This window comes from Mesorhizobium sp. M0045 (assembly GCF_040323385.1).
Classification (GTDB): Bacteria; Pseudomonadota; Alphaproteobacteria; order Rhizobiales; family Rhizobiaceae; genus Mesorhizobium.
On record NZ_JAMYUY010000001.1, the window covers coordinates 80290 to 104880 of the forward strand.

A 24591-nucleotide genomic window follows, 5' to 3' on the forward strand; every position below is an offset into this window, starting at 1 on the left:
CTGTCTGATTTTTCCGCTAGCGCTGCGAAGCCTTGCCTTCGATCGCCCTGCCCCAGTCGAGCAGCGGTTTTGCCCGCATGACGAAGTCGACGAGTTCGTCGACCAATCCAGCTCCGTAGATATCCGCCGGCTCGATTGCGTGCCGGACGGCGAAATGACGATTGCGGATGGCGGCCACGAGATCGGGCTCGATAACGTGCTCGAAGCCGCGCGGCGTGCGCTTCATACAGCCGTCCCGGTCGAGCTCGAGACCATTCTTCTTCAGCGCCGCGACGAGCGTGCGGAACTCAGCGGGCCGCTTTGCGATGGCGTTGCGCAGCGCCAGCAATAGCTCCGGTCCGGGCTGCCACCAGGCAACAGCGGCAAAGCAGCGCTCGAGCCCGATGTGGATGTAAAACACGCCCTGTTCCATCTTGGTGCCGTCGGGCGAAAGGATCGCCGACAGATGCCGGTTGTAAGGCCGTTTGTCCTTGGCGAAACGCACGTCGCGATTAATCCGGAACAGCGACTTCTTGCGGTCGCCGCGCAGGCCGAGCCCCAATGCCGTGAAGCGCTCGGAGAGCGCCTCGACCAGATCGCCGAAGGGATTGCGCAGGTCCCGCTCGAAGAGCTCGCGGTTTTCCAAAAACCACTCCCGGCTCTGATGAAAATCCAGTGCCTTGAGGAAAGGAATGGCCTTGTCACCAAAACCATTGAATTCAGCCGGCATCACGAGCCCTTGCCGATCCGCTCGAGCCAGGCATCCTCATCGATGACTTCGATACCGTGTTCGGCAGCCAGCTTGAGCTTGGAGCCAGCACCGGGCCCGGCGACGACGAGGTCGGTCTTCGCGGAAACCGAGCCGGCGACCTTCGCGCCGAGACGTTCAGCCATCGCCTTGGCCTCGGGGCGCGTCATCTTTTCGAGCGTGCCTGTAAACACGATCGTCCTGCCGGCGACCGCACTATCGGCTGAGACGTTCACGATGTACGGCTTCGGGTGGACCTGTGTGAGCAGCGCTTCAAGCACGGCGTCGTTGCGTTCATTGCCGAAGAAATCGCGAAGAGCGCCTATCACGGTATCGCCGATGCCGTTGATCGAAGGAAAAACGGTGTGTGGATCGGCTGCCGCTGCTGTCTCCTTGCCAATGCGGATCAACTCCTCGATCGTCGAGAAGGTTCGGGCGAGCACAGCGGCCGTCGTTTCGCCGATATGGCGGATGCCCAGCGCAAAGATGAAGCGATCAAGTTCCGGTTCGCGGCGAGCGTCGATGGCAGCGAAGAGCTTGTCGAGACCTTCATAGTTGCGTTCTTCGACACCGCGTACATTCTTCCGCGTCTTGCCTGAAGCAGCCTCACGCTGCCTGGCCTGCTCCTCCCGCCGCTCCACCAATGCCTTGATGACGGCGGGTCGGCGGTCCCTGAGAGTGAAAATATCGGCGGCCGTCTTGATCAATCCGGCATTGAAGAACAGGTCAATGTTTTCAGCGCCCAGACCTTCGATATCCATGGCGCCGCGTGACACGAAGTGACGCAATCCTTCCACGGCCTGGGCGGGGCAGATCAGCTCGCCGGTGCAACGTCGGCGGGAATCTTCCTTGCCGGTCTTCTCGTTGATCTCGCGCGTTGCCGGCGAGCCGCAGATCGGGCATTTGTGCGGGAATTCGTAGGGCACGGCGTCTGGCGGACGCTTGTCGACGACGACGCTGACGATCTGCGGAATGACGTCCCCCGCCCGCTGGATGACCACCGTGTCGCCGATACGTATGTCGTTGCCGTCGCGGATCGGCTGGCCGTTGCTGTCCAGACCCTTGATGTAGTCTTCGTTGTGAAGCGTGACATTCTCGACCACGACGCCGCCGACCGTGACGGGCGCAAGCCGGGCAACGGGCGCCAGCGTACCGGTACGGCCGACCTGAATGTCGATCCTGCGCACGGTCGTCATCGCCTGTTCGGCCGGAAATTTGTGAGCGATGGCCCAGCGTGGTTCGCCGGTGACGAAGCCCCATCTGCGCTGCAGCTCCAATTGATCGACCTTGTAGACCACGCCGTCGATGTCGTAGCCAAGCGATGAGCGCTGGGCCTCGATGAGGTGATAATGCGCGATCAGTTCGTCGACCGATTTTGCCCGGACCATCAGCGGACTGACCTTGAACCCCCACTCCGCGAATTTTTGCACGGAATCGTATTGGGTCGGAGCTGGATCCTTCGAAGTATAGCCCCAGGCGTAGGCAAAGAATTTGAGGTTGCGGCTGGCGGTAACGGACGGGTCCTTCTGACGGAGCGATCCGGCCGCCGTATTGCGCGGATTGACGTAATCCTGGCCGCCGATCGCCGCCGAGCGTTGCTTCAGCGCCTCGAATTCGGCGTAGGTCATATAGACCTCACCGCGTATTTCGATGACCTCGGGCCAGCCCGACCCCTTCAAGGTCTTGGGAATGTCGGCGATGGTCTTGAGATTGGCGGTGATATCCTCGCCGACGACGCCGTCGCCGCGCGTTGCCCCCTGCACGAACACACCGCCTTCATACCGCAGGGAAGCCGATAGCCCGTCGATCTTCGGCTCTGCCGTGAAGGCGATGTTCAGATCCTTGTCGCGATCAAAGAATCGCCGGCCCCGTTCTATGAAGTCCGCGACGTCCTGGTCGCTATAAGCCTTGGCCAGGCTGAGCATCGGCACCGCGTGCCGCACCTTGGCAAAACCTTCCGCCGGCGGCGCGCCGACCCTGCGCGAGGGCGAATCCTCGCGCACAAGATGCGGGAACCGCTGTTCGATGGCGAGGTTGCGCCGGGTCAGCGCGTCATATTCCGCATCCGTGATTATTGGCGCGTCCTCGCCGTGGTAGCGCCGGTCGTGCTCGGCGATCTCCTGCGCCAACCGCATCAACTCGCTTGCCGCCTCGCTTTCGCTGAGCGAACCGACTGGTTTTTCGTCCATGCACTGCTCCCTCCACGGTGGCGCGACACAATAGAACAGGATTTTCTCATGAGGGAGAGACCAGACATCGAAAATCATTCCTGAACAGCAGGATGGCGCCATACCCTGACTCAGGTCGCGAGCGCCGGAAACGAACTCGTCTGGAGCAATTCCAGGAAAACTGTGAAACGGTCTTCCGTCCGGAATTGCGCAAAACAAAGAGGTAGAGCGGTTCGGCGTTTCCGTGAAACGATGAACCGCTCTAGGTGTTTGATCCTAGGCTGCCGCGGTGTTCTCCCGCAGCAGCCGCTCGGCCGCCGCGCGCGCCTCGTCTGTAATGGTGGCGCCGGCGAGCATGCGTGCGATCTCTTCCTGCCGTGCCGCCCGGTCCATCTCGGCGATGCCGGTCGAGACGCGGTCGGCACCGCCGGATTTGGAGATCAGGAAATGCGTCGCCGCGCGCGCCGCCACTTGCGGTGCATGCGTGACCGAAAGCACCTGCACGCGTTTTGCCAGCCGCGCCAGCCGCTGGCCGATGGCGTCGGCAACCGCGCCGCCGACGCCGGTGTCAATCTCATCAAAGACCAAAGTGGGCGCCGACCCGCGATCGGCCAGCGCGACTTTCAACGCCAGCAGGAAGCGCGAAAGCTCGCCGCCGGAAGCGACCTTCATCATTGGGCCGGGCCTGGTGCCGGGATTGGTGCGTACCCAGAACTCGACCTGGTCGATGCCTTCTTCCATGCGGCTCTCGGCATCGCTTGCGATCTCGACGATGAACTCGGCCCGTTCGAGCTTCAGCGCCGGCAGTTCGGCCATTACCGCCTTGGTCAGCCCGACGGCCGCCGCATGGCGAAGCGACGACAGCTGGGCCGCCGTAATGTCGTAGGCCTGGCGCGCCGCCGCAGCCTGTTTCTCCAGCGCATGCAGGCGCTCCTCGCCGGCGTCGAGATCGGCAAGGTCGGCAGCCATGGTGTCACGCAATTGCGCCAGGTCATCCACGGCGACGCTGTGCTTGCGCGAGGCGGCACGCAGCGAAAACAGCCGCTCCTCAGCCTTCTCCAGCCGCTGCGGATCATATTCGGTCGCGCGAAGTGCTGCTTCGACGCCCGACTGCGCCGCGTCGAGCGACAGCATCGCTTCGTCGAGCGATTTGACGACGTCCTCGAGCAGCCCCGGCGCTTCGGTCGCCTTTCGCTGCAGCCGCCTGAGCAGGCTGGCCAGTTGCGGCAAGGGCGAGGACGGGCCCGAGAGCACATCCTGCGCATCGTGGATTTCCGAGGCGATCTTTTCGGCACGCATCATCGAGGCGCGCAGTTCGGCCAGTTCGGTCTCTTCGCCCGGTTGCGGATCGAGCCTGGTCAATTCGGCGACCGCAGCACGCAGATAATCGGCCTCACGGGCAGCTGCATCGACTTTGGCCCGGTGCCGTGAAAATTCCTGCTCGCAGGTACGCCAATGCCGCCACGCCTGGCCGGTTGCCCGAGCAGCGCCGAGATGGCCGCCGAAACTGTCGAGCAACTCGCGATGGGCGCCGGGATCGACCAAAGCGCGCTCGTCATGCTGGCCGTGGATCTCGACCAGCGCACGGCCGATGTCGCGCATCAGCGTCACGCTGGACGGCTGATCGTTGACGAACACGCGCGTGCGGCCGTCAGCCGTCTGGACGCGGCGCAGGATGATGTCGCCGTCGTCCTCGATGGCATTCTCGGCAAGCAGCATGCGAGCCGCGTGGTTGCGCGGCACGTCGAACACGGCGATGATCTGGCCTTGCGCCGCGCCATGCCGCACCAGCGAAGCGTCGCCGCGGGCGCCAAGCGCCAGCGACAACGCGTCGAGCAGGATAGATTTTCCGGCGCCGGTTTCGCCGGTAAGGACCGAAAGGCCGGACGAGAAGTCGATGTCCAGCTTCTCGATCAGAACGATATCGCGGATCGACAGTCTGGAGAGCATGGTGACGCGCCGCTCAGGCGCCGGTGATCAGCTTCCCGGCCTTGGAGATCCACGATCCGGCATTCTCGCGCGGCTCGAGCCCACCACTCTGCAGGAGCTTGTAGGAGTCCTTGTACCACTGGCTGTCGGGGTAGTTGGTGCCGAGCACGGCCGCAGCGGTCTGTGCTTCCGACGTCAGCCCCATCGCATAGTAGCTCTCGGTAAGACGCGCCAGCGCTTCCTCGACATGGCGTGTGTTGGAATAGTTCTCCACGACGTTGCGGAACCGTTTGACGGCCGCGATGTATTCGCGGCGCTCAAGATAGTAGCGGCCGATCTGCATCTCCTTGCCGGCGAGCTGATCGTTGGCGAAACGGATCTTCTCCTTAGCATCGTCGACATATTCGGAAGTCGGCCAGCGCGTCACCAGGTCCTGCATCGTCTGCGCGGTAAGACGCGCTTCCTTCTGGTCCTGGGTGACGTCCTTGATCTGGCGGTAGTAGCTCAGCCCGATAATATATTGGGCATAGGCTGCATCGTCGGTCGACGGGTAGAGGGTCAGGTAGCGCTTGGCCGAACCGATCGCCTCATCGTAATTGCCCTGACGGTAGTCGGCAAAGGCACCCATCACCATCGATTTGCGGGCGAATTCGGAATATGGATGCTGGCGGTCGACGGCATCGAACTTGCGGCTTGCCTCCTGCAGTCGCCCGGCATTCAGATTGGCGAGACCCTGATTGTAGAGCACGTCGGCCGGCTCGGTCTGATCGACATAGGTCGACAGGTCGACGTCCTTCTCGGACGACATGCAGGCCGACAGAAACAGCGATGGAACGACCACCGAAAGCGCCAGGAAAACAGCCCGCCGCAGCACCTTCGATTGACCAACTCGCTTGAAAAACATGTTTGGATTCCGCCCTTTCGGCGTCATTTCAGTCGACGGCAGCAGCCATAAACCATAATTGCCTTGCCCGGCAACGCTATCCCCGGCCAATCGCACATTTTTGTGGCGGTTTGGCGCCACCTGGAAAGCTGTGTAATTTGGCCGGCCAGTGATGCATCCATGCAACACAGCCTGACCGCAACGTGGGCCGTAAGACCTTAAGAATCAGATCATCCAGGGCGCATAGAGGGGTGCGTTGACGGCGCTCATCTCCGCGGTACGCCCGCGCTCGCGGCGCGTCGTCTCGACGATCTCGAAAGCCGAACGGTCCGACAAGAGACGGCGCAGCGCAGCGGCGTTCAGCCTGTGGCCACCACGATAGGAGCGGAAGCAGCCGATGAACCGGGCGCCGGCGAGCGCCAGATCGCCCATCGCATCCATCGTCTTGTGGCGCGCGAACTCGTTGGGATAGCGCAGGCCTCCCATGTTGATCACGCGGTTGTCGTCGCCGATCACCAGGGAGTTTTCCAACGAGGAGCCGAGCGCATAGCCGGCCGCCCACAGCCGCTCGACGTCCTTCATGAAACCGAAAGTGCGGGCCCGCGCGACGTCACGCCGGAAAATGTCGGCGTTCATGTCGGATGCAAAAAGCTGGCGCCCGATCGCCGGGCTTTCGAAATCGATCTCGATCTCGAAGCGCGTGCCGTCATAGGGCCGGAACTCCGCCCAGCAGGCGCCGTTCTCGATACGAACCGGCTTGACCACCCTGATGTAGCGACGCTTGACCGGCAGCGTTTCGATGCCTGCCTGGTCAATGGCCTCGACGAACATCACTGCGCTGCCGTCGAGGATAGGCACCTCATGGCCATCGATTTCGATGACGAGATTGTCGATCCCAAGGCCGAAAAGCGTCGCCATCAGATGCTCGACCGTGGCGATGTGCTCGCCTTGCGGATCGCCGAGCATGGTGCAGAGGTCGGTGGCACCGACCTCGGAAACGAGCGCGCGAAATTCATGGCTTCCGCTTGCATTCGAAAGCTGGAAGACGACACCCGTATCGGCGTCTGCCGGCAGGAAATGGACGGTGACCGGATTGCCACTGTGAACGCCGATGCCGGTCAGCGTCGCACGCGATTTAAGTGTCGTCTGATAGTCGTGCAAAACAATCCCCATAGCCCGTACTGCCTAGGTCCGCTTCATCTGCCCTGAGGGCGCGGCTCTTGATTGATCGGCAGGCAGGGGCCACTTCCCCGAGACTCCCAGCAAACCGACTTTGGTCGGTGGCGAAGATAATGGTCCCGCAGGGAGACTCCAAATCACGGTTTCTTACTCGTTGTAACCGCGGCCCAGCGCGGGATTGTCCCGTAAGCCTCTGTTTTACAAGTGCTTTTAATATTAACAGGCGAACAGTTTCCTGCTCGCCTGTTAACAACTATTACAAACCGTTAACAGATCAATTGGCCTGTCGGCGCAGGAAGGCGGGAATCTCCAACTGATCGTCTTCCTGGACAGCCCGGCTCTGCGGCGTCAGGCGGCCCTGCTCATCCAGCTGGCCGCGACGCGGTGCGTAAAGCTGCGGATCCTGGCTGGCTAGGCGGCGCACTTCCGCCGGCGCCTGGCGCAGTTTCGGTTCGCGAGGCTGCGCCGGCTGCAGTCTTGCAGGTTCCTCTTCGCGGCGGGTCAAGCCGTTGGTCAGGCGCTTGAGCAAGCCCATCGGGCCGCTGTTCTCGTGGTCGGCCGGGCGGGCCTTGGCTTCCACTTCGGCCTTCACCTGCGGCGGGAAATCCTCGACCCGCGGCATGCGCTGGGGTGCCGCGGCAACCGGCTGCGGCATTTCACGATGCGGAGCTGGTTGCATCGCTTGCTGAACCGCCGGCTGCATCATTGGCTGCGGCTGAGCGGGAGGCGCCTGGAAGATCTTGCTCTGCGGACGGAAGTCTTCCGCATGGGCGACCGGTGCCGGGCGGGCCTGCGCCATCGCTGCCGCATTCGCCTCGGCGAGCTGAATGGCCTCGGCGACCGGATCGGCAGCACGTGGTTCATAGATCGGTTGCTGGACAGGCGCCGGGCGCATTTCCGTGACCTGGGCCGCCGGCCGGCTGACCGGCTTCGGCGGAGCCGCGCGGATGGCGATCGGCGCGGCAGCGATTTCGGCCGCCGATTTGTCGATGCCGGTGGCGACCACCGACACGCGAATAACGCCTTCGAGTTCCTCGTCGAAGGTGGCGCCCAGAATGATGTTGGCGTCCTGGTCGACCTCTTCGCGAATGCGAGTTGCGGCCTCATCGACTTCGAACAGGGTCAGGTCGCGGCCGCCGGTGATCGAGATCAGCAGGCCCTTGGCGCCCTTCATCGAGGTCTCGTCGAGCAGCGGGTTGGCGATGGCGGCTTCAGCCGCGGCCATTGCGCGGCCCTCGCCCGAAGCCTCGCCGGTTCCCATCATCGCCTTGCCCATTTCGCGCATGACCGAGCGGACGTCGGCGAAGTCGAGATTGATCAGGCCTTCCTTGACCATCAGGTCGGTAATGCATGCAACGCCCGAATAGAGCACCTGGTCGGCCATGGCGAAGGCATCGGCGAAGGTGGTCTTATCGTTGGCCAGCCGGAACAGGTTCTGGTTGGGAATGACGATCAGGGTATCGACGCATTTCTGTAGTTCCTCGATACCCATGTCGGCCGTCTTCATGCGGCGCTGGCCTTCGAAGTGGAACGGCTTGGTGACGACGCCGACGGTAAGGATACCCTTTTCGCGGGCAGCGCGGGCAACGACGGGAGCCGCCCCGGTGCCGGTGCCGCCGCCCATGCCGGCAGTGACGAAGCACATATGCGTGTTGGAGAGATGATCGATGATCTCGTCGATGCACTCTTCCGCCGCCGCGCGCCCGACTTCAGGCTGCGATCCGGCGCCGAGACCCTCGGTGACATGCGCGCCGAGCTGGATCAGCCGCTCGGCCTTCGACATCGTCAGTGCCTGTGCGTCGGTGTTGGCCACCACGAACTCGACGCCGCGCAAGCCGGCGGTGATCATGTTGTTGACGGCATTGCCGCCGCCGCCGCCGACACCGAACACGGTGATGCGCGGCTTGAGCTCGGTGATGTCCGGCTTCTGCAGATTGATGGTCATTGTCTTCGTCCTTTGCCTTTCCCGCCGCTTCGCCGCCGCGGCCGCCTATGGGGCTGTCCCCGTCAAATTAAAAACTGTCTCTCAACCACTGACTCATTCGATGCAGTTTTCCGCCTGTTCCGGTCATCCGAAGACCGGAAATTCCCTTCGCCGGGCGGCTCTCGAAGCTCGCCATCTGCGGATAGATCAGAAGCCCGACGGGCGTCGAAAAAGCCGGCCCCTTGGCCGCCTCGGGCAGGCCTGCCACGCCAAGCGGGCGGCCAATGCGCACATTGCGGCCGAGAATGCGGCGTGCTGCTTCGGGCAGGCCGGCAAGCTGGCTGGCGCCGCCGGTCAGCACCACACGCTTGCCGACGGCATTGCCGTAGCCGGACTTGTTCAGGCGGTCGCGCAGCAATTCCAGCGTCTCGTCGATGCGGGCGCGGATGATGCGCGTCATCACCGAGCGCGGGATCTGCAACGGCACCTCGCCGTCCTCGCCGATCGGATGGATGGAAACCAGGTCGCGATCGTCGGCACTGCCAGGCAGCGCCGAGCCATGCATCACTTTCAGCCTTTCGGCGGCATCGAGCGAGGTCGATAGGCCCTTGGCCATATCCAGCGTGACGTGGTTGCCGCCGATCGCGATGGCGTCGCCGTGGACGAACTTGCCTTCCGAAAATACCGAGATCGTCGTCGTGCCGCCGCCCATGTCGATGCAGGCCGCGCCCATTTCGAGCTCGTCGTCGACCAGCGCGGCAAGCCCGCTGGCATAAGGCGTAGCCACCATGCGCTCGACCGACAGATGCGAGCGGTTGATGCAGAGCTCAAGATTGCGCAAAGGCGCCGCGTCGCCCGTCAGCACGTGCATGTCGACGCCAAGCTGGTCGCCAACCATGCCGCGCGGATCGCGCACACCGCGCTCGGCATCCAGAGAAAAGGCTACGGGAAGCGAATGGATCACCTCGCGCTCGGCCCGCAGCGCCTGCTTGGCGCCGGCGGCAAGCACGCGCTTGATGTCGGCCTCGTCGGCCTCATGGCCGCCGAGATTGATGGTGGCCGAAAAAGCCTCGCTCTTCAACCGGCCGGCAGTCATGTTGACGATCAGCGAATCGACCGTCAGTCCCGCCATGCGTTCCGCGGCGTCGACGGCAAGACGGATGGCGTGCTCGGCGCGGTCGAGATCGATGACGACGCCCGATTTCACGCCTTGCGATTTCTGGTGGCCGATGCCGATGACCTGGACGCGATGCGAGCGTCCGCGCAGCAGCTTGCCATCCTCGCGCGGCTTGAGCTTGGCCACCACGCAGCAGACCTTGCTGGAGCCGACATCCAGCACCGTCAAGATGCCGGACCGGCGCGCCGAAGCATCGCTATTGCCGCCAAGCCAGCTCATATTTTCGTCTCCGGCTTGCGCTTCAGCATCTTGGGCTTTTCGTTGAGCGCGGCCTGGCGCTGTGTCGCCGCCTCCGGCGTCAGCTGGACGACCAGACGATCGGAAAGGCGCATGTCGACGGCAGCGATGTCGCGCGTCAAAAGCCCGTTCTCGTGGTCCATCCTGACCAGGTCGGCAATCGCCTGATCCTCGCCGTCTTCGGGAAGTTTGATCGTGATGCCGTTTTCAAGCTTGAGATCCCAGCGCCGTTCGCCGATGCGGATATAGCCCTTGATCCGCGCGGCGAGCTCCGGATAATTCTTGATCTTCGCTAGGAAATCCGGCGCTTTGGCCGGTGCGCCGGTGCCGATGATCAGCGGCAGCAATATCTGCTTGCCGCCGGAGAACGGCGCAATGACGGCGCCGGATTTCTCGATGACCGAAAGCGCGCTGCCTTGCTGCCACAGCGCGAACGGCTCGCGCTCCTCGACGCGCACTTCCAGCGTATGCGGGTAGACCTTGCGCACTGCCGCGGCTTCGACCCAGGGTAGCGTGGTGATGCGTTCGCGCGCGGTTTCGGCGTCGAAGCCGATCAGCGAGGTCCAGCCGTCGAGTTCCAGCCTGTCGAGAATATCGATCTCGGATGTTTCGCGGTTGCCGACGACCTTGACCTGATCGACGGCAAAGCCGGTTCGGGCGGTGACACTCTGGACGATGGCGTCGGCATGTCCGCCGAGATAGGCGCCATAGGCACTACTCGAAACAAGCAGTGCCGCCGACAGCATGGCAGCGCAATAGGGCGGCGCCTCGAAGTCGCCTTCGCCGAGGCGCGCCAGCACGCGCACCGGCCGGCGGAGCAGGCGCGGCAGCACGAAATGGTCGAACGACAACGGCATGCCGAACAGCGCCGGCCCGGCCGCGCCCTTCCCCCTGCCCTGTCCCCACTTCAACGCAGACACGAAGCGTCCTCCACCATCCAACTCAACAAATCGCCGAACGAGTGTCCCGCTTGCGCGGCGATTTCCGGCACCAAAGACGTCGGCGTCATGCCCGGCTGGGTGTTGACCTCGAGCCAGACAATTTCGCCGTTTTCGGAGTGACGATCGTCATAACGGAAGTCCGATCGGGAAACGCCCCGACAGCCGATAGCTTGATGAGCCTTGAGTGCCAGTGTCTGTATTTTTTGGTAAATATTCGGTGAAAGTTTTGCCGGGCATTCGTGTTTTGATCCTCCCGCGACGTATTTTGAATCATAGTCGTAGAAGGAATGCCCGGTCGGGATGATCTCGCAGACACCGAGCGCCACATCGCCCATCACTGCGCAGGTCAATTCCCGCCCGTGCACATAACGCTCGACCATGACCGTATCGCCGTATCTCCACTCGGACGAGCCGATGATCTGGGGCGGATGCGACTGGCCTTCATGCACGATGACGACACCGAAGCTCGACCCTTCGTTGACCGGCTTGACCACATAGGGCGGCTTCATCGGGTGCTTGTTCTGGATGGCGAAGCGATTGGCCACCTTCGATTCCGCCACCGGAATGCCGGCCGCCTTGGCGACCTTCTTGGCCTGCTCCTTGTTCATCGCGAGCGCCGAGGCAAGCACGCCCGAATGGGTGTACGGAATGGCGAGGTACTCGAGGATGCCCTGGATGGTGCCGTCCTCGCCGAAAGGGCCGTGCAGTGCGTTGAAGACGACGTCAGGCTTGAGCGCGCCGAGCACCGAGCCGATGTCGCGCGAGACGTCGACGCGGGTGACCTGGTAGCCCTCTCCCTCGAGCGCGTCGGCGCAGGCTTTGCCCGACGACAGGGACACGGGCCGCTCGGACGAGAATCCTCCCAGAAGGACGGCCACGTGCTTGCTTGTCATTCCCCGTCATTTCCTCTCACAGCAGGCCCGCACTATCGTGCATGACCGAAAAGCATCGCGCACACTCACACGCGCCGAGCAACTTCGCTCCGTGTTTTCCGCAACATTGAGTCCGAGTCTCCCGGCAGGTTGCCCCCCAGACGGAAACGCGAGCAACGCGTCGAAACGACTCAAATCAGGAAACGCTTCAGGGCAGAGAATCAGAGAGTTGATTCGCTGGCAAGTGCTTACGATTCCGATGGATTCACTTTCCGCAAAAACGGCAGCAAAATGTGAATTCATGAGTCCGAAAAGCAACGGCGGTCGACTTGCCTAAAGCAACTGCCCGAGAAATTCCTGGACCGCATGGCCCGGCCGAAAATTACCAATGCGCTTGATCTCCCACTGCAGCCGGATGCCCGATTTTTCGAGCACGCGCGCACGCACCGTCTCACCGAGATATTCAAGCTCGTAGCCGGTGGCGGTTCCGGTGTTGATCATGAAGTTGCAATGCATCGGCGACATCTGCGCCCCGCCGACCATCAGGCCGCGGCAGCCGGCCTTGTCGATTTCCTTCCAGGCCGAGGTGCCCTCGGGGTTCTTGAAGGTCGAGCCCCCGGTTTTTTCGCGGATCGGCTGCACGGTCTCGCGATGGTTCTGGACAGCATCCATCGCGGCCTTGATCGCCGCCCTGTCCTCGGGAACGCCTTCGAGCAGCGCCGATGTGAAGATCAGCCCCGACGGCGCCGCTGAATGGCGATAGGCATAGCCCATGTCGGCATTGCTCAGCGTATGAACATTGCCCTTGCGGTCGAGTGCCCGCACCTCGACCACACGCTCGCGTGTCTCGACGCCATTGGCGCCGGCGTTCATCCTCAGCGCTCCGCCAATGGCGCCGGGAATGCCGTGGTAGAAATGAAAGCCACCGATGCCGGCCTCGTAGGCAACGGCCGCAAGACGCTTGTCGGGCGTTGCGGCGCCCGCCTTGATCATGGTCGGCGCAATCACTTCGGTCTCGCCAAAGCCTTTGGCCGAAAGCCGGATGACGAAGCCCGCAATGCCGCCGTCACGGACAAGCAGGTTCGAGCCGACGCCGACGGTGGTCAGTGGTATTTCCTCGGGCACCGCCTTCAGGAACGCGGCAAGATCGTCCTCGTCGGCCGGCTGAAACAATGCGTCCGCGAGCCCGCCGGCTCGAAACCAGGTGATCTTGTCCATCTCGGCATTGGGCGTGATGCGGCCGCGCAGTCCGGCAAGCCGGTCGCCAAGCTTCTCGATCAACGCCAGGCCGCGCATCATGAGATGGTCCCGCCGAGTTCCCTGGGCAGCGCATAGGCCCATTGGGTGATGTTGCCGGCGCCGAGGAAAACCACGAAATCGCCCGGCTTCGCCACCTCGCGAACGATCGGCCCGATCGCCGCCGGACCTTCGATGTAGCGTGCGTCGCGATGGCCGCCGGAGCGGATGCGCGACACCAGTGCGTCGGACGTAACGCCATCGATCGGCTCCTCGCCGGCCGCATAGACGGGCGCCACCATCACCGTATCGGCATCGTTGAAGCAGACGGAAAACTCGTCGAACAGATCGCGCAGCCGGGTGAAGCGGTGCGGTTGGGTAACGGCGATGATGCGGCCCTTGGTGGCGCTGCGCGCGGCCTTCAGTACCGCCGTGATCTCGACTGGATGATGACCGTAATCGTCGAACACATCGACACCGTTCCACGAACCGGTATGGGTGAAACGCCGCTTGACGCCGGCGAAGGACGACAGACCCTTCTTGATTGCCTCAGCCGAAAGGCCGAGCTCATGCGCGACGGCAATCGCCGCCGTCGCATTGGAGACATTGTGACGTCCGGGCATGGGTAGCCGCAGACCTGATATCGTTATCTGGCCGTGCGTCTTGCGATCGCGGATCACCACGTCGAATTCCGAGGTCGGGCCGTCCATGCGGTGATTGGTGAAGCGCACGTCGGCCTGCGCATTTTCGCCATAGGTGATGACGCGCCGGTCCTCGATGCGGGCGACCAGCGCCTGCACCTCGGGATGGTCGGTGCACATCACGCCGAAGCCGTAGAACGGCACATTCTCGACGAACTGACGAAACGCCTCGCGCACTTTGTCGAAGGAGCCGTAATGATCGAGATGCTCGGGGTCGATATTGGTGACGACGGCAATCTCGGCCGGCAGCCTGAGGAACGTGCCGTCGCTCTCGTCGGCCTCGACCACCATCCATTCGCCGTCGCCCATGCGGGCATTGGTGCCATAGGCATTGATGATGCCGCCATTGATCACCGTCGGGTCGAGCCCGCCGGCTTCGAGTAGCGTCGCCACCATCGAAGTCGTCGTCGTCTTGCCATGCGTGCCGCCGATCGCGACCGCTTGGCGGAACCGCATCAACTCGGCTAGCATTTCGGCGCGCCGCACGATCGGCAGCAACTTCTCTCTCGCCGCCTTCAGTTCCGGATTGGATTTCTTGATTGCGGTGGAGACGACGACCACCTCGGCCTCGCCGAGGTTTTCGGCCTGGTGGCCGACGAAGCATTCGATGCCCTTGTCGCGCAGCCGCTGCACATTGGCGCTGTCGGCCTGGTCGGACCCTTGCACCTTGTAGCCGAGATTGTGCAGCACCTCGGCGATGCCGCTCATGCCGATGCCGCCAATGCCGATGAAATGCACGAGGCCGATCGTCTGTGGCATCTTCATTCGTGCGTCTCCTTCCTGAATTCCGAAACGGATTTCCTGGACGCAATAGCCTCTGTCAGATCGGCGAGCAACCGCGCGGCATCCGGTTTTCCGGATGATTTCGCCGCCGCGGCCATTGTCGCCGCCCTGCCCGGATCATCCATCAGGGCCCCGATCAACGCAGCAATGTGCTCGGGCGAAAGCGTGGATTGCGGATGCACCTCGGCGCCGCCCGCTGCCGCAAGGGCCGCCGCATTCGCCGCCTGGTCGTGGTCGAGCGCGTGCGGATAGGGCACCAGCAGCGCCGGCCGGCCGATCACCGCGATTTCCGATACGGTCGATGCGCCGGAGCGCGACATCACCAGATGCGCCGCCGCCAGCCGCTTTGCCATGTCGGTGAAGAACGGCGACACCTCGGCCCCAATGCCAAGTGCGGCATAGGCGGCTTTCACCTGCGTCACATCGTCGGCGCGCGCCTGCTGTGTGATCGCCAGCCGCCTGCGCTGTGCGTCGGAAAGCCGGGCGATTGCCGCCGGCACCGCGTCGGAAAAGAACTGCGCGCCTTGGCTGCCGCCAAACACCAGCAATCGGAACGGCTCTCCGCCGGCCGATGCGGCATAAGGTGTCTTCGCCGCCTCCAGCACTTGCGGTCTGACCGGATTGCCGGTGGTCACCGTCTTGGCGCCGGCGGCACTGCTGTCTTCCGGCAGGAACCCACCGGCAATGGCGTCGACGCGGCCGGCAAGCGCCCGGTTGGCGCGGCCCATCACCGCATTCTGCTCGTGGATGAGCGTCGGCACCTTGCGCCTGGTCGCCGCGTAAAGCGGCGGCAGTGTCGGATAACCGCCGAAGCCGACCACGATGGCAGGCTTGATGCTGGCGATGACGGCCGATGCCTGCCGCACCCCGCGCCAGATTTTCCAAAACGCGGCGAGCACGGCAAAAGGATTTTTCGATCCCATCGTCGCCGACTGGATCGGATGGATAGCGGCTGCTGGGAACTGCCCGGTAAAGCGCTCGGCGCGCTCGTCCGTCGCCAGATGCACCGTCCAGCCGCGCCTGGTCAGTTCGTGCGCCAACGCCTCGGCCGGGAACAGGTGTCCGCCCGTGCCGCCTGCCGCCAGCAGGATGACCCCCTTCGCCATCTCACTCCGCCGGCATCGCACGCGGCAACGGCATGAAGCCCAGCTGCTTGCGCTTTTCCGGGCGCTTGCGCGTCAGCGCCAGCACCATGCCCATCGAGATGGCGATCGCGACCTGCGAAGAGCCGCCGTAGGAGATGAACGGCAGCGTCATGCCCTTGGCCGGCATCAGCTGCAGATTGACGGCCATGTTGATGACCGACTGCAGGCCGAAGACCGTGACCAGGCCGCCAACCGCATAGCGGGTGAAATCGTCCTGCTCCTTGAGCGCCGTGTTGAGACCGCGCAGCACGATGAAGCCGAAGATGGACATGATGAAGAAACACATGATCAGCCCGAATTCCTCGCCGGCGACGGAGAAGACGAAGTCGGCGTGGCTGTCGGGGATGACTCGCTTGACGGTACCCTCGCCCGGCCCGACGCCGAACCAGCCGCCATTGATCAGCGCCTCGCGGCCCATGTCGACCTGGAACGTGTCGCCCTCGCCGGTCATGAAGCGGTCAATGCGGCCGGCAACGTGCGGGAAAACCGCATAGGCGGCGAACACGCCGCCGACGCCGGCAGCACCCAGCGCGACGATCCACAGCCACGGCAACCCGGCCATGAAGAACATCACTCCCCAGGTGCCGAGCACCAGCATGGTCTGCCCAAGGTCAGGCTGCGCCACCAGCAGCGAGATAACCAGTGCAAGCAGCAACATGGCGAACAGATTGCCGGGAATGTCGGGCTGCCGCTTGTGCTCGGCGAACAGCCAGGCGCAGATGATGACGAAGGCCGGTTTCAGGAACTCGGACGGCTGGATCGACAGGCCGGCAAGCGACACCCAGCGCCGCGCGCCCTTCACCTCCACGCCGATATAGAGCACTGCCACCATCAGAAACAGCATGATGCACAGCATGACGAGCGCCATGCGCCGGATCTGCCTGGATTCAAGGAAGGAGACAGCCAGCATCACCCCAAGTGCCGGAATGGTGAAGATAATCTGGCGCGTCGCGAAGTGGAAACTGTCTAGCCCGATGCGCTCGGCCACCGCCGGGCTTGCGGCGAAGGACAAAACGATGCCGAGCCCCATCAGCGACAGGAACGCCGCCAGGAACCAGCGATCGATCGTCCACCACCAGGTCGCAACCGGGCTTTTGTCGAGACGGCTTTGCATTATCGTGTCCCTCCGATGGGCATCACGCCATCAATGGCGGTTACGGCTTGCCTGAACGCCTCGCCGCGCACTTCGAAATTCTTGAACTGGTCGAAACTGGCGCAGGCCGGCGACAGCAGCACCACCGCTTCGCCGCTACTATCCCTGGCTGCATCACGGGCGGCGTGTTCGACTGCCGCGGCCAACGTGCCTGAGATCTCGTAAGGCACCGCCTCGCCCAGCGTCGCCGAAAAGGCCGGTGCAGCTTCGCCGATCAGATAGGCCTTGGCGATGCGCGGGAAGAAGCCGCGCAACGGCTCGATGCCACCCTCCTTCGGCAGGCCGCCGGCAATCCAATGGATACGCGCAAAGCTCGACAGCGCCGGTGCAGCGGCATCGGCATTGGTCGCCTTGGAATCGTTGACGAACAGCACATGCCCTTTGCGGCCGACCTGCTCCATGCGGTGCGCCAGCCCCGGGAAACTCTCCAGTCCGGATTGGATTTCGCCGAGCTCGAGCCCGACCTTTAGGCAGGCGGCGGCGGCGGCCAGCGCATTCTGCGCATTGTGCTGGCCGCGCAAGGAGCCGATTCCTTCGAGGAAGGCGACCCGGCTGTAGCGGCCGTGCACGGCTTCCATTAAATTCGTGCCATCGGCGAAATAACCGTCGGTCAGGGGCAGGCGCTTGGAAATCCGAATGACCTGCCGGCCTGCCCGCTCCAGCCGATCGGCGATCTGGGCGCACCAGGAATCGTCGACGCCGATGATTGCGGTCTCACTGCCGGCCACCAGCCGCTCCTTAATCGAGGCGTAGTGTTGCATCGTGCCATGGCGGTCGAGATGGTCCGGCGTCAGATTGAGCAGGACGCCGGCCGTCGGATTGATCGAGGGGGCAAGGTCGATCTGGTAGGAAGAGCACTCAACCACATAGTGCCGCTCGGGCTGCGGCGGATCGAGCGTCATCACCGCACGGCCGATATTGCCGCCCATCTGCGTGTCGCGCCCGGCCGACTTGAGTATGTGCGCCGTCAATGCCGTGGTCGTCGACTTGCCGTTGGTGCCGGTGATCGCAATGAAAGGTGCTTCCGGCGCCCGCGCCGTCCGCTCGCGGCAGAAAAGCTCGATATCGCCTATGATCTCGACGCCGGAGCCCCGCGCGAGCTCGACAGTCCAGTGCGGCTTCGGGTGCGTCAGCGGCACGCCGGGCGACAGCACGAAGGCGGAAAACCTCGCCCAGTCCGCGCCGCGCAGGTCCGCGGTTGCAATACCGACCGCGCCAGCCTTGGCGACGCTGTCGGGATTGTCGTCCCAGGCCAGCACATCTGCGCCGCCTTCGATCAGCGCGCGCGCCGTGGCGATCCCCGAGCCGCCGAGCCCGAAGAGCGAAACGCGCTTGCCTGAAAAGGATGCGGCGGGGATCAAGCGGCCTCCTATCTGAGCTTCAGGGTCGACAGGCCGACCAGCGCCAGGATGACAGCGATGATCCAGAAGCGGATCACCACCTGGCTTTCGGTCCAGCCGAGCTTTTCGAAATGATGGTGGATCGGCGCCATCAGGAAGACGCGCTTGCCGGTCATCTTGAAGTAGCCGACCTGGATGATGACCGAGAATATCTCGACAACGAACAGGCCTCCGACAATGACCAGCACGATCTCGTGCTTGGTCGCCACCGCGACCGTGCCGATCAGCCCGCCCAGCGCCAGCGAGCCGGTATCGCCCATGAAGATGGCCGCCGGCGGCGCATTGAACCACAGGAAGCCGAGCCCGGCGCCGATCACCGCTCCAAGGACCACCGCCAGTTCGCCGGTACCGGGCACAAAATGGATCTGAAGATATTCGGCGAATACCGCGTTGCCGGAGAGATAGGCGATGACGCCGAAGGACGCCGCCGCGATCATGATCGGCACAATCGCCAGTCCGTCGAGGCCGTCGGTCAGGTTCACCGCATTGCCGGCGCCGACGATGACGAAGCACGAGAACGGGATGAAGAACCAGCCGAGATTGACGAGAAACTCCTTGGCGAAAGGGAATGTCAACGACGACGAGAACGGCGCCTGGCCGTTATGCATGATCACCCAAGCGGCGATGCCTGCGATGGCAAATTCGAGCCCCAGCCGAGCTTTGCCGGAGAAGCCGAGATGCGATTGCTTCGTCACCTTGAGGTAGTCGTCGTAAAAGCCGATCGAGCCGAACCCCAGCGTCACCAGCATCACCACCCAGACGTAGATGCTCGACAGGTTCGCCCACAGCAGTGACGAACCGATGATGCCGGACAGGATCATCAGCCCGCCCATGGTCGGCGTTCCCGCCTTTTTGAAATGCGTCTGTGGCCCATCGGCGCGGATCGGCTGTCCCTTGCCTTGCCGCAGCCTCAGCGAATTGATGATGGTCGGTCCGAAGATGAACACGATCAGCGCCGCTGTGATCAGCGCCCCGCCAGTGCGGAAAGTTATGTAGCGGAAGACGTTGAAGACCGAGATCTTGTCCGCAAATTCGACGAGCAGTGTTAACATGCGCTTGCGTCCCCCGGACCGATCCTAGGTCTGTCTGCTGGTTGTGGCTTCCGCCGGAAACTTGCCGAGCAATGCCTCGACCAGCTTTGAAAAGCCTATGCCTTTCGACGATTTGATCATAACCACGTCACCCGGCCTCAACTCCGACAGAAGCACCGGTTTCAGATCTTCCGCGCCGGCGCGGTACTCCGTCCTGATCTCGCCGGGCAAAACGTCGGCCAGCGCCCGCATTTCCGGGCCGCCGAGAAAAACCGTGCGCGTGTCGGTGCCGACGATCAGGTCGGCAAGGGCGGCATGCAATTTCGCCGAGTGGCCGCCGAGCTCGAGCATATCGCCGAGCACGGCAATGCGCCTGCCCTCACCCGACACCGGCGTCGTGTTGAGCAGCGCCATTGCAGCGCTCATCGACGCCGGATTGGCGTTGTAGCTCTCGTCGATCAGCGTGATCGGCCCTTTGGGGTGGCGCAACATATAGCGTTTGCCGCGTCCGCGTTCGGGCGAAAGATCGGCCAGCGCCTGCGCAACCCTGGTGACGTCGGCTCCGACCAGATGCGCTGCACCCAGCACCGCCAGCACATTCTGCACCATATGGCGGCCCGGCGCGCCGATCCTGGCGACGATCTCATGCCCGCCAATCTTGGCGGTTATCACGGAATGATCGGCATCGAGTTCGCATTTGATCAGTTTGAAGGTCGCCCGGGCATTCTCGCCGAATCCGTAAACATGCTCGACGCCGGCCTCTTTCGCCATCTTCTCCAGCAGCTTCCAGCGCGAGTCGTCGCGGTTGAGAAGGGCGGCGCCACCGGGCTCCAGTCCTTCGAAAACCTCCGCCTTGGCCTTGGCAATCTCGTCCAGGTTGCGGAAGAAGCCGAGGTGAGCGGCCGCGATCAGCGTGATGATGGCGACATGCGGCCGGACCATCTTGACCAGAGGCCGGATCTCGTCCGGATGGTTCATGCCGATCTCGAAGACGGCAAAATCGCAATCCTGCGGCATACGCGCCAGCGTCAGCGGCACACCCCAGTGATTGTTAAACGACTGGGCCGATGCATGCACGATACCGACCGCGGAGAGAGCGTGGCGCAGTGCTTCCTTGGTGGTGGTCTTGCCCGCCGATCCGGTCACGGCAATCACCCTCGCCTTTGAGCGTGCGCGCGCCGCAACGCCGAGCTTTTCCAGCGCGACGAGCACATCCTCCACGACGATCATCGGTGCCGTCAGCCGCCCCAGCGACGGCAGCTTGCCCTCGGCGACGACCAGCACGCCGGCGCCCGCCTTGATGGCGGCGGTGACGAAATCATGGCCGTCCATGGCCTCGCCCTTGATGGCGAAGAAGGCGTCTCCCGGCTGCAGGCTGCGGCTGTCGATGGAAATGCCGGCGATACCTTCAGGCATCGGACCGAGCGGCCGGCCATCCATGGCGGCAACCAGCGCCTCGGAGGTCCACAGATAGCTCACGCCGCTTGCTCCCTGAGCGCCGAGCGAACTTCCTCGTGATCGGAAAAATGCAGCGTCTCGGCACCGATGGTCTGGCCTTCCTCATGGCCCTTGCCGGCCACGATCAGCGTATCGCCGGCGTGAAGCATCCCGACTGCCTGGTGGATGGCCTTGCGCCGGTCGCCGATCTCGATCGCCCCCGGTGCAGCCGCCAGGATCGCGGCGCGGATCGTCTCGGGGACTTCCGAGCGGGGATTGTCGTCGGTGACGATGACGACATCGGCCAGCCTTGTGGCGATCTCGCCCATGATCGGCCGCTTGCCCCGGTCGCGGTCGCCGCCGCAACCGAATACGACGATGACGCGGCCAGTGGTAAAGGGGCGCACCGAAGCCAGCACGTTTTCCAGTGCATCCGGCTTATGAGCATAGTCGACATAGACGGGCGCGCCGTTGGCGGCCGTCCCGACAAGGTCGAGCCGTCCCGGCGCGCCCTTCAATTTCTCCAGCGCCATCAACGCTTTGGCAACAGATGTTCCAGTCGAAATGGCGAGGCCGGCCGACACCAGCGCATTTGCTATCTGAAAGTCGCCAGCCAGCGGCAAGTCGACTTCACGGAGAACGCCGTCCGCTTCGACCTCGGCGCGCTGGCGGTGGCGCTCGTGCTCGACCCGCTTCAGCCGCAGGAAATCGCCGTGGCGTCCGACCGTCAGCACGTTCAGTCCCGCTGCATGCGCCGCCTTGATCGTCGGCTCCGACCACGGGTCGTCGGCAAAGATAACGGCCGGCGCGCCCTTCGGCAGCAGCGCGTCGAACAGACGCAATTTGGCGCGATGATAGTCCTCGACCGTCGGATGATAGTCCATATGGTCGCGGCCGAGATTGGTGAAGCCGCCGGCCGCAAGCTTGACGCCGTCGAGCCGGCGCTGGTCGAGGCCATGGCTGGACGCCTCCATTGAGGCGTGGGTGACGCCGGCCTGCGCCAGCTCCTTGAGCAGCCTGTGCAGTGCCACCGGATCCGGTGTGGTCAGCGAGCCATATTCGTTGCGGCCCGGCGCCACCACGCCGGTCGTGCCGATCGAGGCGGCGGCGAAACCCGCCTGCTCCCATATCTGCCGGGTGAATGCGGCGACCGAGGTCTTGCCGCTGGTTCCGGTCACCGCGACCATGGTTTGCGGTTGCTTGCCGAAATAACGGGCCGCACTCTGCGCCAGCGCAAGGCGCGGATCGTCTACGACAAGAACCGGCACTGGCAGCCCGGCGACCGCACTGCCCTTGCCGACCACGATCGCTGCGGCGCCGCGGCTTGCGGCGTCGGCTGCATAGGCTGCGCCATCCGCCTTGGAGCCGGTGAGCGCGAAAAAGACGACGCCCTCTGTTACCTGGCGGGAATCCGACGAAATCCCTGTAACCTCCATGTCGAAGGGAGCTGTCCCATCGACAGGCAGGATACCGGCTAGATTTTTCAGCTTCATCGAACCCCGTTCATCGCAACAAAATAGCGCGCAGTTGCCGGCGCGCCCGAAGAATCACTGATAGGAAACCAGCGTTGCACCATTTTCATGGCTGAAATCTGGCTTCACGCCAAGCATGGAAGCCGCACGTCGGATGATGTTTGCAGCCATGATGCCCGCGTTCGAGGCGGCCGTAGCACCCATGCCGGGCTTTTCCGGCTTCGGTTCGTCGGCGATCGTAAGCACTATGTATTGCGGATCGTCCATCGGGAAAGCTGCAACGAAGGCGTTGAAATTCTTTTCCTTCGAGTAGCGGCCGTTGACGACCTTCTCCGCCGTTCCCGTCTTGCCGCCCACCCGGTATCCTGGCACCCGTGCATTGCGACCGGATCCCTTTTCGGCATTGAGTGCATAGAGATAGCGCATGCCCTCGACCGTCTTGTCGCTGACCACTTTCTTGGCCACCGCCATCGCCTGCTCCTGCGTGCGAGGCAGGAAGGTTGGGTCCATCAGATAGCCGCCATTCATCAGCGCGGCGCAGCCGACCGCTGTCTGTAGCGGAGTCGTCGACACGCCGTGGCCGAAGGCGATGGTGATCGAATTGACCTGCTTCCAGACCTTGGGCTCGGTCGGCCGAGCGACTTCCGGCAGTTCGGTCTGCATTTTCTCGAGGATTCCCAGGCGATGCAGGAATTCGCGGTGTCCGTCGATGCCAACCGCTTCGGCTTCCTTGGCAGAACCGATATTGGACGAGTAGATGAACACTTCCGGAACTGACAGTATCCGGCCCTTGGCATGGAAATCATGGATGGTTTGATGGCCGATCCTGATCGGGCGCGACGCGTCGAAGCGGCTTTGCAGCGTTATTTTGCCGGAATCGAGCGCCATGGCGGTGGTGAAGCTCTTGAAGGTCGACCCCATTTCGTAGAGGCCTGCGGACATTCGGTTGAGCCGGTCCTTGTCCTGCGCATTATAGGGGTTGTTCGGATCGAAATCCGGAACGGAGGCCATCGCCAGCACCTCGCCGGTCTTGACGTTGAGCACGACGGCGCCCGCCGCGATCGCGTGGTACTTTTCCATGCCGGTGGCGACCTCGTCGCGCACGATATGCTGGACGCGCAGGTCGATCGAGAGCTGCACCGGTTTCAAATCCTTGGCCACCGCCAGGCCCGACGCCTGAAGGTCGCTCAAGCCTTGTTCGTCTATGTATTTCTCCATGCCGGAGATGCCCTGATTGTCGATGTTGGTGAGGCCGACAATGTAGGACGAGGTTTCGCCGGCCGGATAGAACCGGCGCTTTTCGGTGCGGAAACCGAAGCCGGGGATGCCGAGCTGCATGATGTCGGCCTGCTGCTTCGGCGTCAGTTGCCGCTGCAGCCAGACGAAGCCGGCGCCGCTCTTCAGCTTGTTGTATGTCTGCTCGTAGTCGATCTCGGGAAGCACCGTCGACAGTTTTTCGATCGCCTCGTCGGCATCGACGATGCGGCGCGGCTCAGCAAACAGCGACGCCGTCTTGATGTCGGTCGCCAGCACTTCGCCGTTACGGTCGACGATGTCGGGTCGCGATGCCGTCACCCGGCTCTGCGGGCCGCCCGACAGGTCGGGATTCTGGAAACCCAGATAGACCAACCGCCCGGCAATGGTAGAATAGATGCCGAAGAACACCGCCATCGTCATGACGATGCGGGTCCTGCCCTTGCCACCGGTCGCCTTGCGGGCTCCTTCGACGACGATCGATCCGCCCGCACCGGGCTTCGAACCGCGCTTCAGCAGCCTCCCAACCTTTGGAAATCTGGCGGCGATTGGAAATCCGCTGATCATTGGATGATGCCTCCGGTCACCACGGGATCCTTGCCGCCGACATCGGCCATGCCGCCCAGCCGCTGCGATGAAAGGTCCTCGATGTTGACGGGCTTCGCCGGCAGATCGTCCAGCCCGACGATCTGCCGCGCATTGACCGGCTCGAGTCCGAGTTGCGATTTGTAGATTTCGGTGAGCTTTTGCAGGCGCGACGGCTGGGTAAGCAGGCTCCAGTCCGCCTTGAGCAGGTCGATCGTGTCCTCTTCATAACGGATCTGCGCCTGGATCTTGTGCACTGCCGCCAGTTGCTCCTCGGCCTCGCGCTTGGTCTTGTAGGTCAGGGCAGCCGCCGAAACCATGACGGCGATCAGGACTATGTCGCTGGTACGAAACACG

At 63.3% G+C, this 24591-nt stretch carries 19 protein-coding genes; all 19 read right to left on the reverse strand.

The features are described from left to right. Nucleotides 1–16: 16 nt before the first annotated feature. The 19 genes from NKJ72_RS00405 to ftsL all read right to left on the reverse strand — a co-directional run bounded on the left by NKJ72_RS00405 (nucleotide 17) and on the right by ftsL (nucleotide 24590). Nucleotides 17–709 (reverse strand): DUF2461 domain-containing protein, encoded by a 693-nt coding sequence (locus tag NKJ72_RS00405; RefSeq protein WP_352475364.1) that lies wholly within the window; start codon nucleotides 707–709, stop codon nucleotides 17–19. Beyond that, nucleotides 709–2916 carry an NAD-dependent DNA ligase LigA gene (gene ligA, locus NKJ72_RS00410; protein ID WP_352475365.1) on the reverse strand — a complete coding sequence of 736 codons (2208 nt, stop codon included), beginning with the start codon at nucleotides 2914–2916 and terminating at the stop codon, nucleotides 709–711. The genes NKJ72_RS00405 and ligA overlap by 1 nt, the downstream gene beginning before the upstream one ends. A gap of 255 nt (nucleotides 2917–3171) precedes the next feature. Continuing rightward, nucleotides 3172–4845, reverse strand: a complete 1674-nt coding sequence (recN, locus tag NKJ72_RS00415) for a DNA repair protein RecN (protein ID WP_352475366.1) — start codon at nucleotides 4843–4845, stop codon at nucleotides 3172–3174. 13 nt (nucleotides 4846–4858) lie between these two features. Next, on the reverse strand, nucleotides 4859–5728 hold the full coding sequence (locus NKJ72_RS00420; RefSeq protein WP_352475367.1) for an outer membrane protein assembly factor BamD: 870 nt from the start codon (nucleotides 5726–5728) through the stop codon (nucleotides 4859–4861). A gap of 204 nt (nucleotides 5729–5932) precedes the next feature. Beyond that, nucleotides 5933–6880: a UDP-3-O-acyl-N-acetylglucosamine deacetylase gene (gene lpxC / locus NKJ72_RS00425; RefSeq protein WP_254818982.1), complete on the reverse strand. Its 948-nt coding sequence runs from the start codon at nucleotides 6878–6880 to the stop codon at nucleotides 5933–5935. Nucleotides 6881–7160: 280 nt separating this feature from the next. After that, nucleotides 7161–8831 carry a cell division protein FtsZ gene (gene ftsZ / locus NKJ72_RS00430; RefSeq protein ID WP_254818983.1) on the reverse strand — a complete coding sequence of 557 codons (1671 nt, stop codon included), beginning with the start codon at nucleotides 8829–8831 and terminating at the stop codon, nucleotides 7161–7163. Between the two features lie 67 nt (nucleotides 8832–8898). Further along, nucleotides 8899–10206 carry a cell division protein FtsA gene (gene ftsA, locus NKJ72_RS00435; protein WP_254818984.1) on the reverse strand — a complete coding sequence of 436 codons (1308 nt, stop codon included), beginning with the start codon at nucleotides 10204–10206 and terminating at the stop codon, nucleotides 8899–8901. Beyond that, nucleotides 10203–11144 (reverse strand): cell division protein FtsQ/DivIB, encoded by a 942-nt coding sequence (locus NKJ72_RS00440; RefSeq protein ID WP_352475368.1) that lies wholly within the window; start codon nucleotides 11142–11144, stop codon nucleotides 10203–10205. The genes ftsA and NKJ72_RS00440 overlap by 4 nt, the downstream gene beginning before the upstream one ends. Beyond that, entirely contained in the window at nucleotides 11132–12058 is a 927-nt protein-coding gene (locus tag NKJ72_RS00445) for a D-alanine--D-alanine ligase (RefSeq protein WP_352475369.1), read from the reverse strand. The genes NKJ72_RS00440 and NKJ72_RS00445 overlap by 13 nt, the downstream gene beginning before the upstream one ends. A 312-nt stretch (nucleotides 12059–12370) precedes the next feature. Beyond that, a complete protein-coding gene (murB, locus tag NKJ72_RS00450) occupies nucleotides 12371–13336 on the reverse strand; it encodes a UDP-N-acetylmuramate dehydrogenase (protein WP_352475370.1) in 966 nt (321 codons plus the stop codon). After that, a complete protein-coding gene (murC, locus tag NKJ72_RS00455; RefSeq protein WP_254818988.1) occupies nucleotides 13333–14739 on the reverse strand; it encodes a UDP-N-acetylmuramate--L-alanine ligase in 1407 nt (468 codons plus the stop codon). Before murC ends, murB begins: the two co-directional genes overlap by 4 nt. Then, nucleotides 14736–15863 (reverse strand): undecaprenyldiphospho-muramoylpentapeptide beta-N-acetylglucosaminyltransferase, encoded by a 1128-nt coding sequence (gene murG / locus NKJ72_RS00460; RefSeq protein WP_352475371.1) that lies wholly within the window; start codon nucleotides 15861–15863, stop codon nucleotides 14736–14738. The genes murC and murG overlap by 4 nt, the downstream gene beginning before the upstream one ends. A 1-nt stretch (nucleotide 15864) precedes the next feature. Beyond that, nucleotides 15865–17016 (reverse strand): putative lipid II flippase FtsW, encoded by a 1152-nt coding sequence (gene ftsW, locus NKJ72_RS00465; protein ID WP_352475372.1) that lies wholly within the window; start codon nucleotides 17014–17016, stop codon nucleotides 15865–15867. Further along, entirely contained in the window at nucleotides 17016–18416 is a 1401-nt protein-coding gene (gene murD / locus NKJ72_RS00470; RefSeq protein WP_352475373.1) for a UDP-N-acetylmuramoyl-L-alanine--D-glutamate ligase, read from the reverse strand. The genes ftsW and murD overlap by 1 nt, the downstream gene beginning before the upstream one ends. An 8-nt stretch (nucleotides 18417–18424) precedes the next feature. Next, complete coding sequence (mraY, locus tag NKJ72_RS00475) at nucleotides 18425–19507, reverse strand: phospho-N-acetylmuramoyl-pentapeptide-transferase (RefSeq protein ID WP_254818991.1); 1083 nt, start codon at nucleotides 19505–19507, stop codon at nucleotides 18425–18427. A 24-nt stretch (nucleotides 19508–19531) separates the two neighbouring features. Continuing rightward, complete coding sequence (locus NKJ72_RS00480) at nucleotides 19532–20965, reverse strand: UDP-N-acetylmuramoylalanyl-D-glutamyl-2,6-diaminopimelate--D-alanyl-D-alanine ligase (protein ID WP_352475374.1); 1434 nt, start codon at nucleotides 20963–20965, stop codon at nucleotides 19532–19534. Next, nucleotides 20962–22416, reverse strand: a complete 1455-nt coding sequence (locus NKJ72_RS00485; protein ID WP_352475375.1) for a UDP-N-acetylmuramoyl-L-alanyl-D-glutamate--2,6-diaminopimelate ligase — start codon at nucleotides 22414–22416, stop codon at nucleotides 20962–20964. The genes NKJ72_RS00480 and NKJ72_RS00485 overlap by 4 nt, the downstream gene beginning before the upstream one ends. 54 nt (nucleotides 22417–22470) lie before the next feature. Beyond that, on the reverse strand, nucleotides 22471–24216 hold the full coding sequence (locus NKJ72_RS00490; protein ID WP_352475376.1) for a peptidoglycan D,D-transpeptidase FtsI family protein: 1746 nt from the start codon (nucleotides 24214–24216) through the stop codon (nucleotides 22471–22473). Beyond that, entirely contained in the window at nucleotides 24213–24590 is a 378-nt protein-coding gene (ftsL, locus tag NKJ72_RS00495) for a cell division protein FtsL (RefSeq protein WP_254818995.1), read from the reverse strand. Before ftsL ends, NKJ72_RS00490 begins: the two co-directional genes overlap by 4 nt. Nucleotide 24591 lies beyond the last annotated feature (1 nt).

Coding starts and splice junctions, on each gene's coding strand:
- recN (WP_352475366.1), bottom strand. CDS start 4,845: ATGCTCTCCAGACTGTCGATCCGCGATATCGTTCTGATCGAGAAGCTG.
- NKJ72_RS00445 (WP_352475369.1), bottom strand. CDS start 12,058: ATGACAAGCAAGCACGTGGCCGTCCTTCTGGGAGGATTCTCGTCCGAG.
- ftsZ (WP_254818983.1), bottom strand. CDS start 8,831: ATGACCATCAATCTGCAGAAGCCGGACATCACCGAGCTCAAGCCGCGC.
- lpxC (WP_254818982.1), bottom strand. CDS start 6,880: ATGGGGATTGTTTTGCACGACTATCAGACGACACTTAAATCGCGTGCG.
- ligA (WP_352475365.1), bottom strand. CDS start 2,916: ATGGACGAAAAACCAGTCGGTTCGCTCAGCGAAAGCGAGGCGGCAAGC.
- NKJ72_RS00420 (WP_352475367.1), bottom strand. CDS start 5,728: ATGTTTTTCAAGCGAGTTGGTCAATCGAAGGTGCTGCGGCGGGCTGTT.
- NKJ72_RS00485 (WP_352475375.1), bottom strand. CDS start 22,416: ATGAAGCTGAAAAATCTAGCCGGTATCCTGCCTGTCGATGGGACAGCT.
- murB (WP_352475370.1), bottom strand. CDS start 13,336: ATGATGCGCGGCCTGGCGTTGATCGAGAAGCTTGGCGACCGGCTTGCC.
- murC (WP_254818988.1), bottom strand. CDS start 14,739: ATGAAGATGCCACAGACGATCGGCCTCGTGCATTTCATCGGCATTGGC.
- NKJ72_RS00405 (WP_352475364.1), bottom strand. CDS start 709: ATGCCGGCTGAATTCAATGGTTTTGGTGACAAGGCCATTCCTTTCCTC.
- murG (WP_352475371.1), bottom strand. CDS start 15,863: ATGGCGAAGGGGGTCATCCTGCTGGCGGCAGGCGGCACGGGCGGACAC.
- mraY (WP_254818991.1), bottom strand. CDS start 19,507: ATGTTAACACTGCTCGTCGAATTTGCGGACAAGATCTCGGTCTTCAAC.
- ftsW (WP_352475372.1), bottom strand. CDS start 17,016: ATGCAAAGCCGTCTCGACAAAAGCCCGGTTGCGACCTGGTGGTGGACG.
- NKJ72_RS00490 (WP_352475376.1), bottom strand. CDS start 24,216: ATGATCAGCGGATTTCCAATCGCCGCCAGATTTCCAAAGGTTGGGAGG.
- ftsA (WP_254818984.1), bottom strand. CDS start 10,206: ATGAGCTGGCTTGGCGGCAATAGCGATGCTTCGGCGCGCCGGTCCGGC.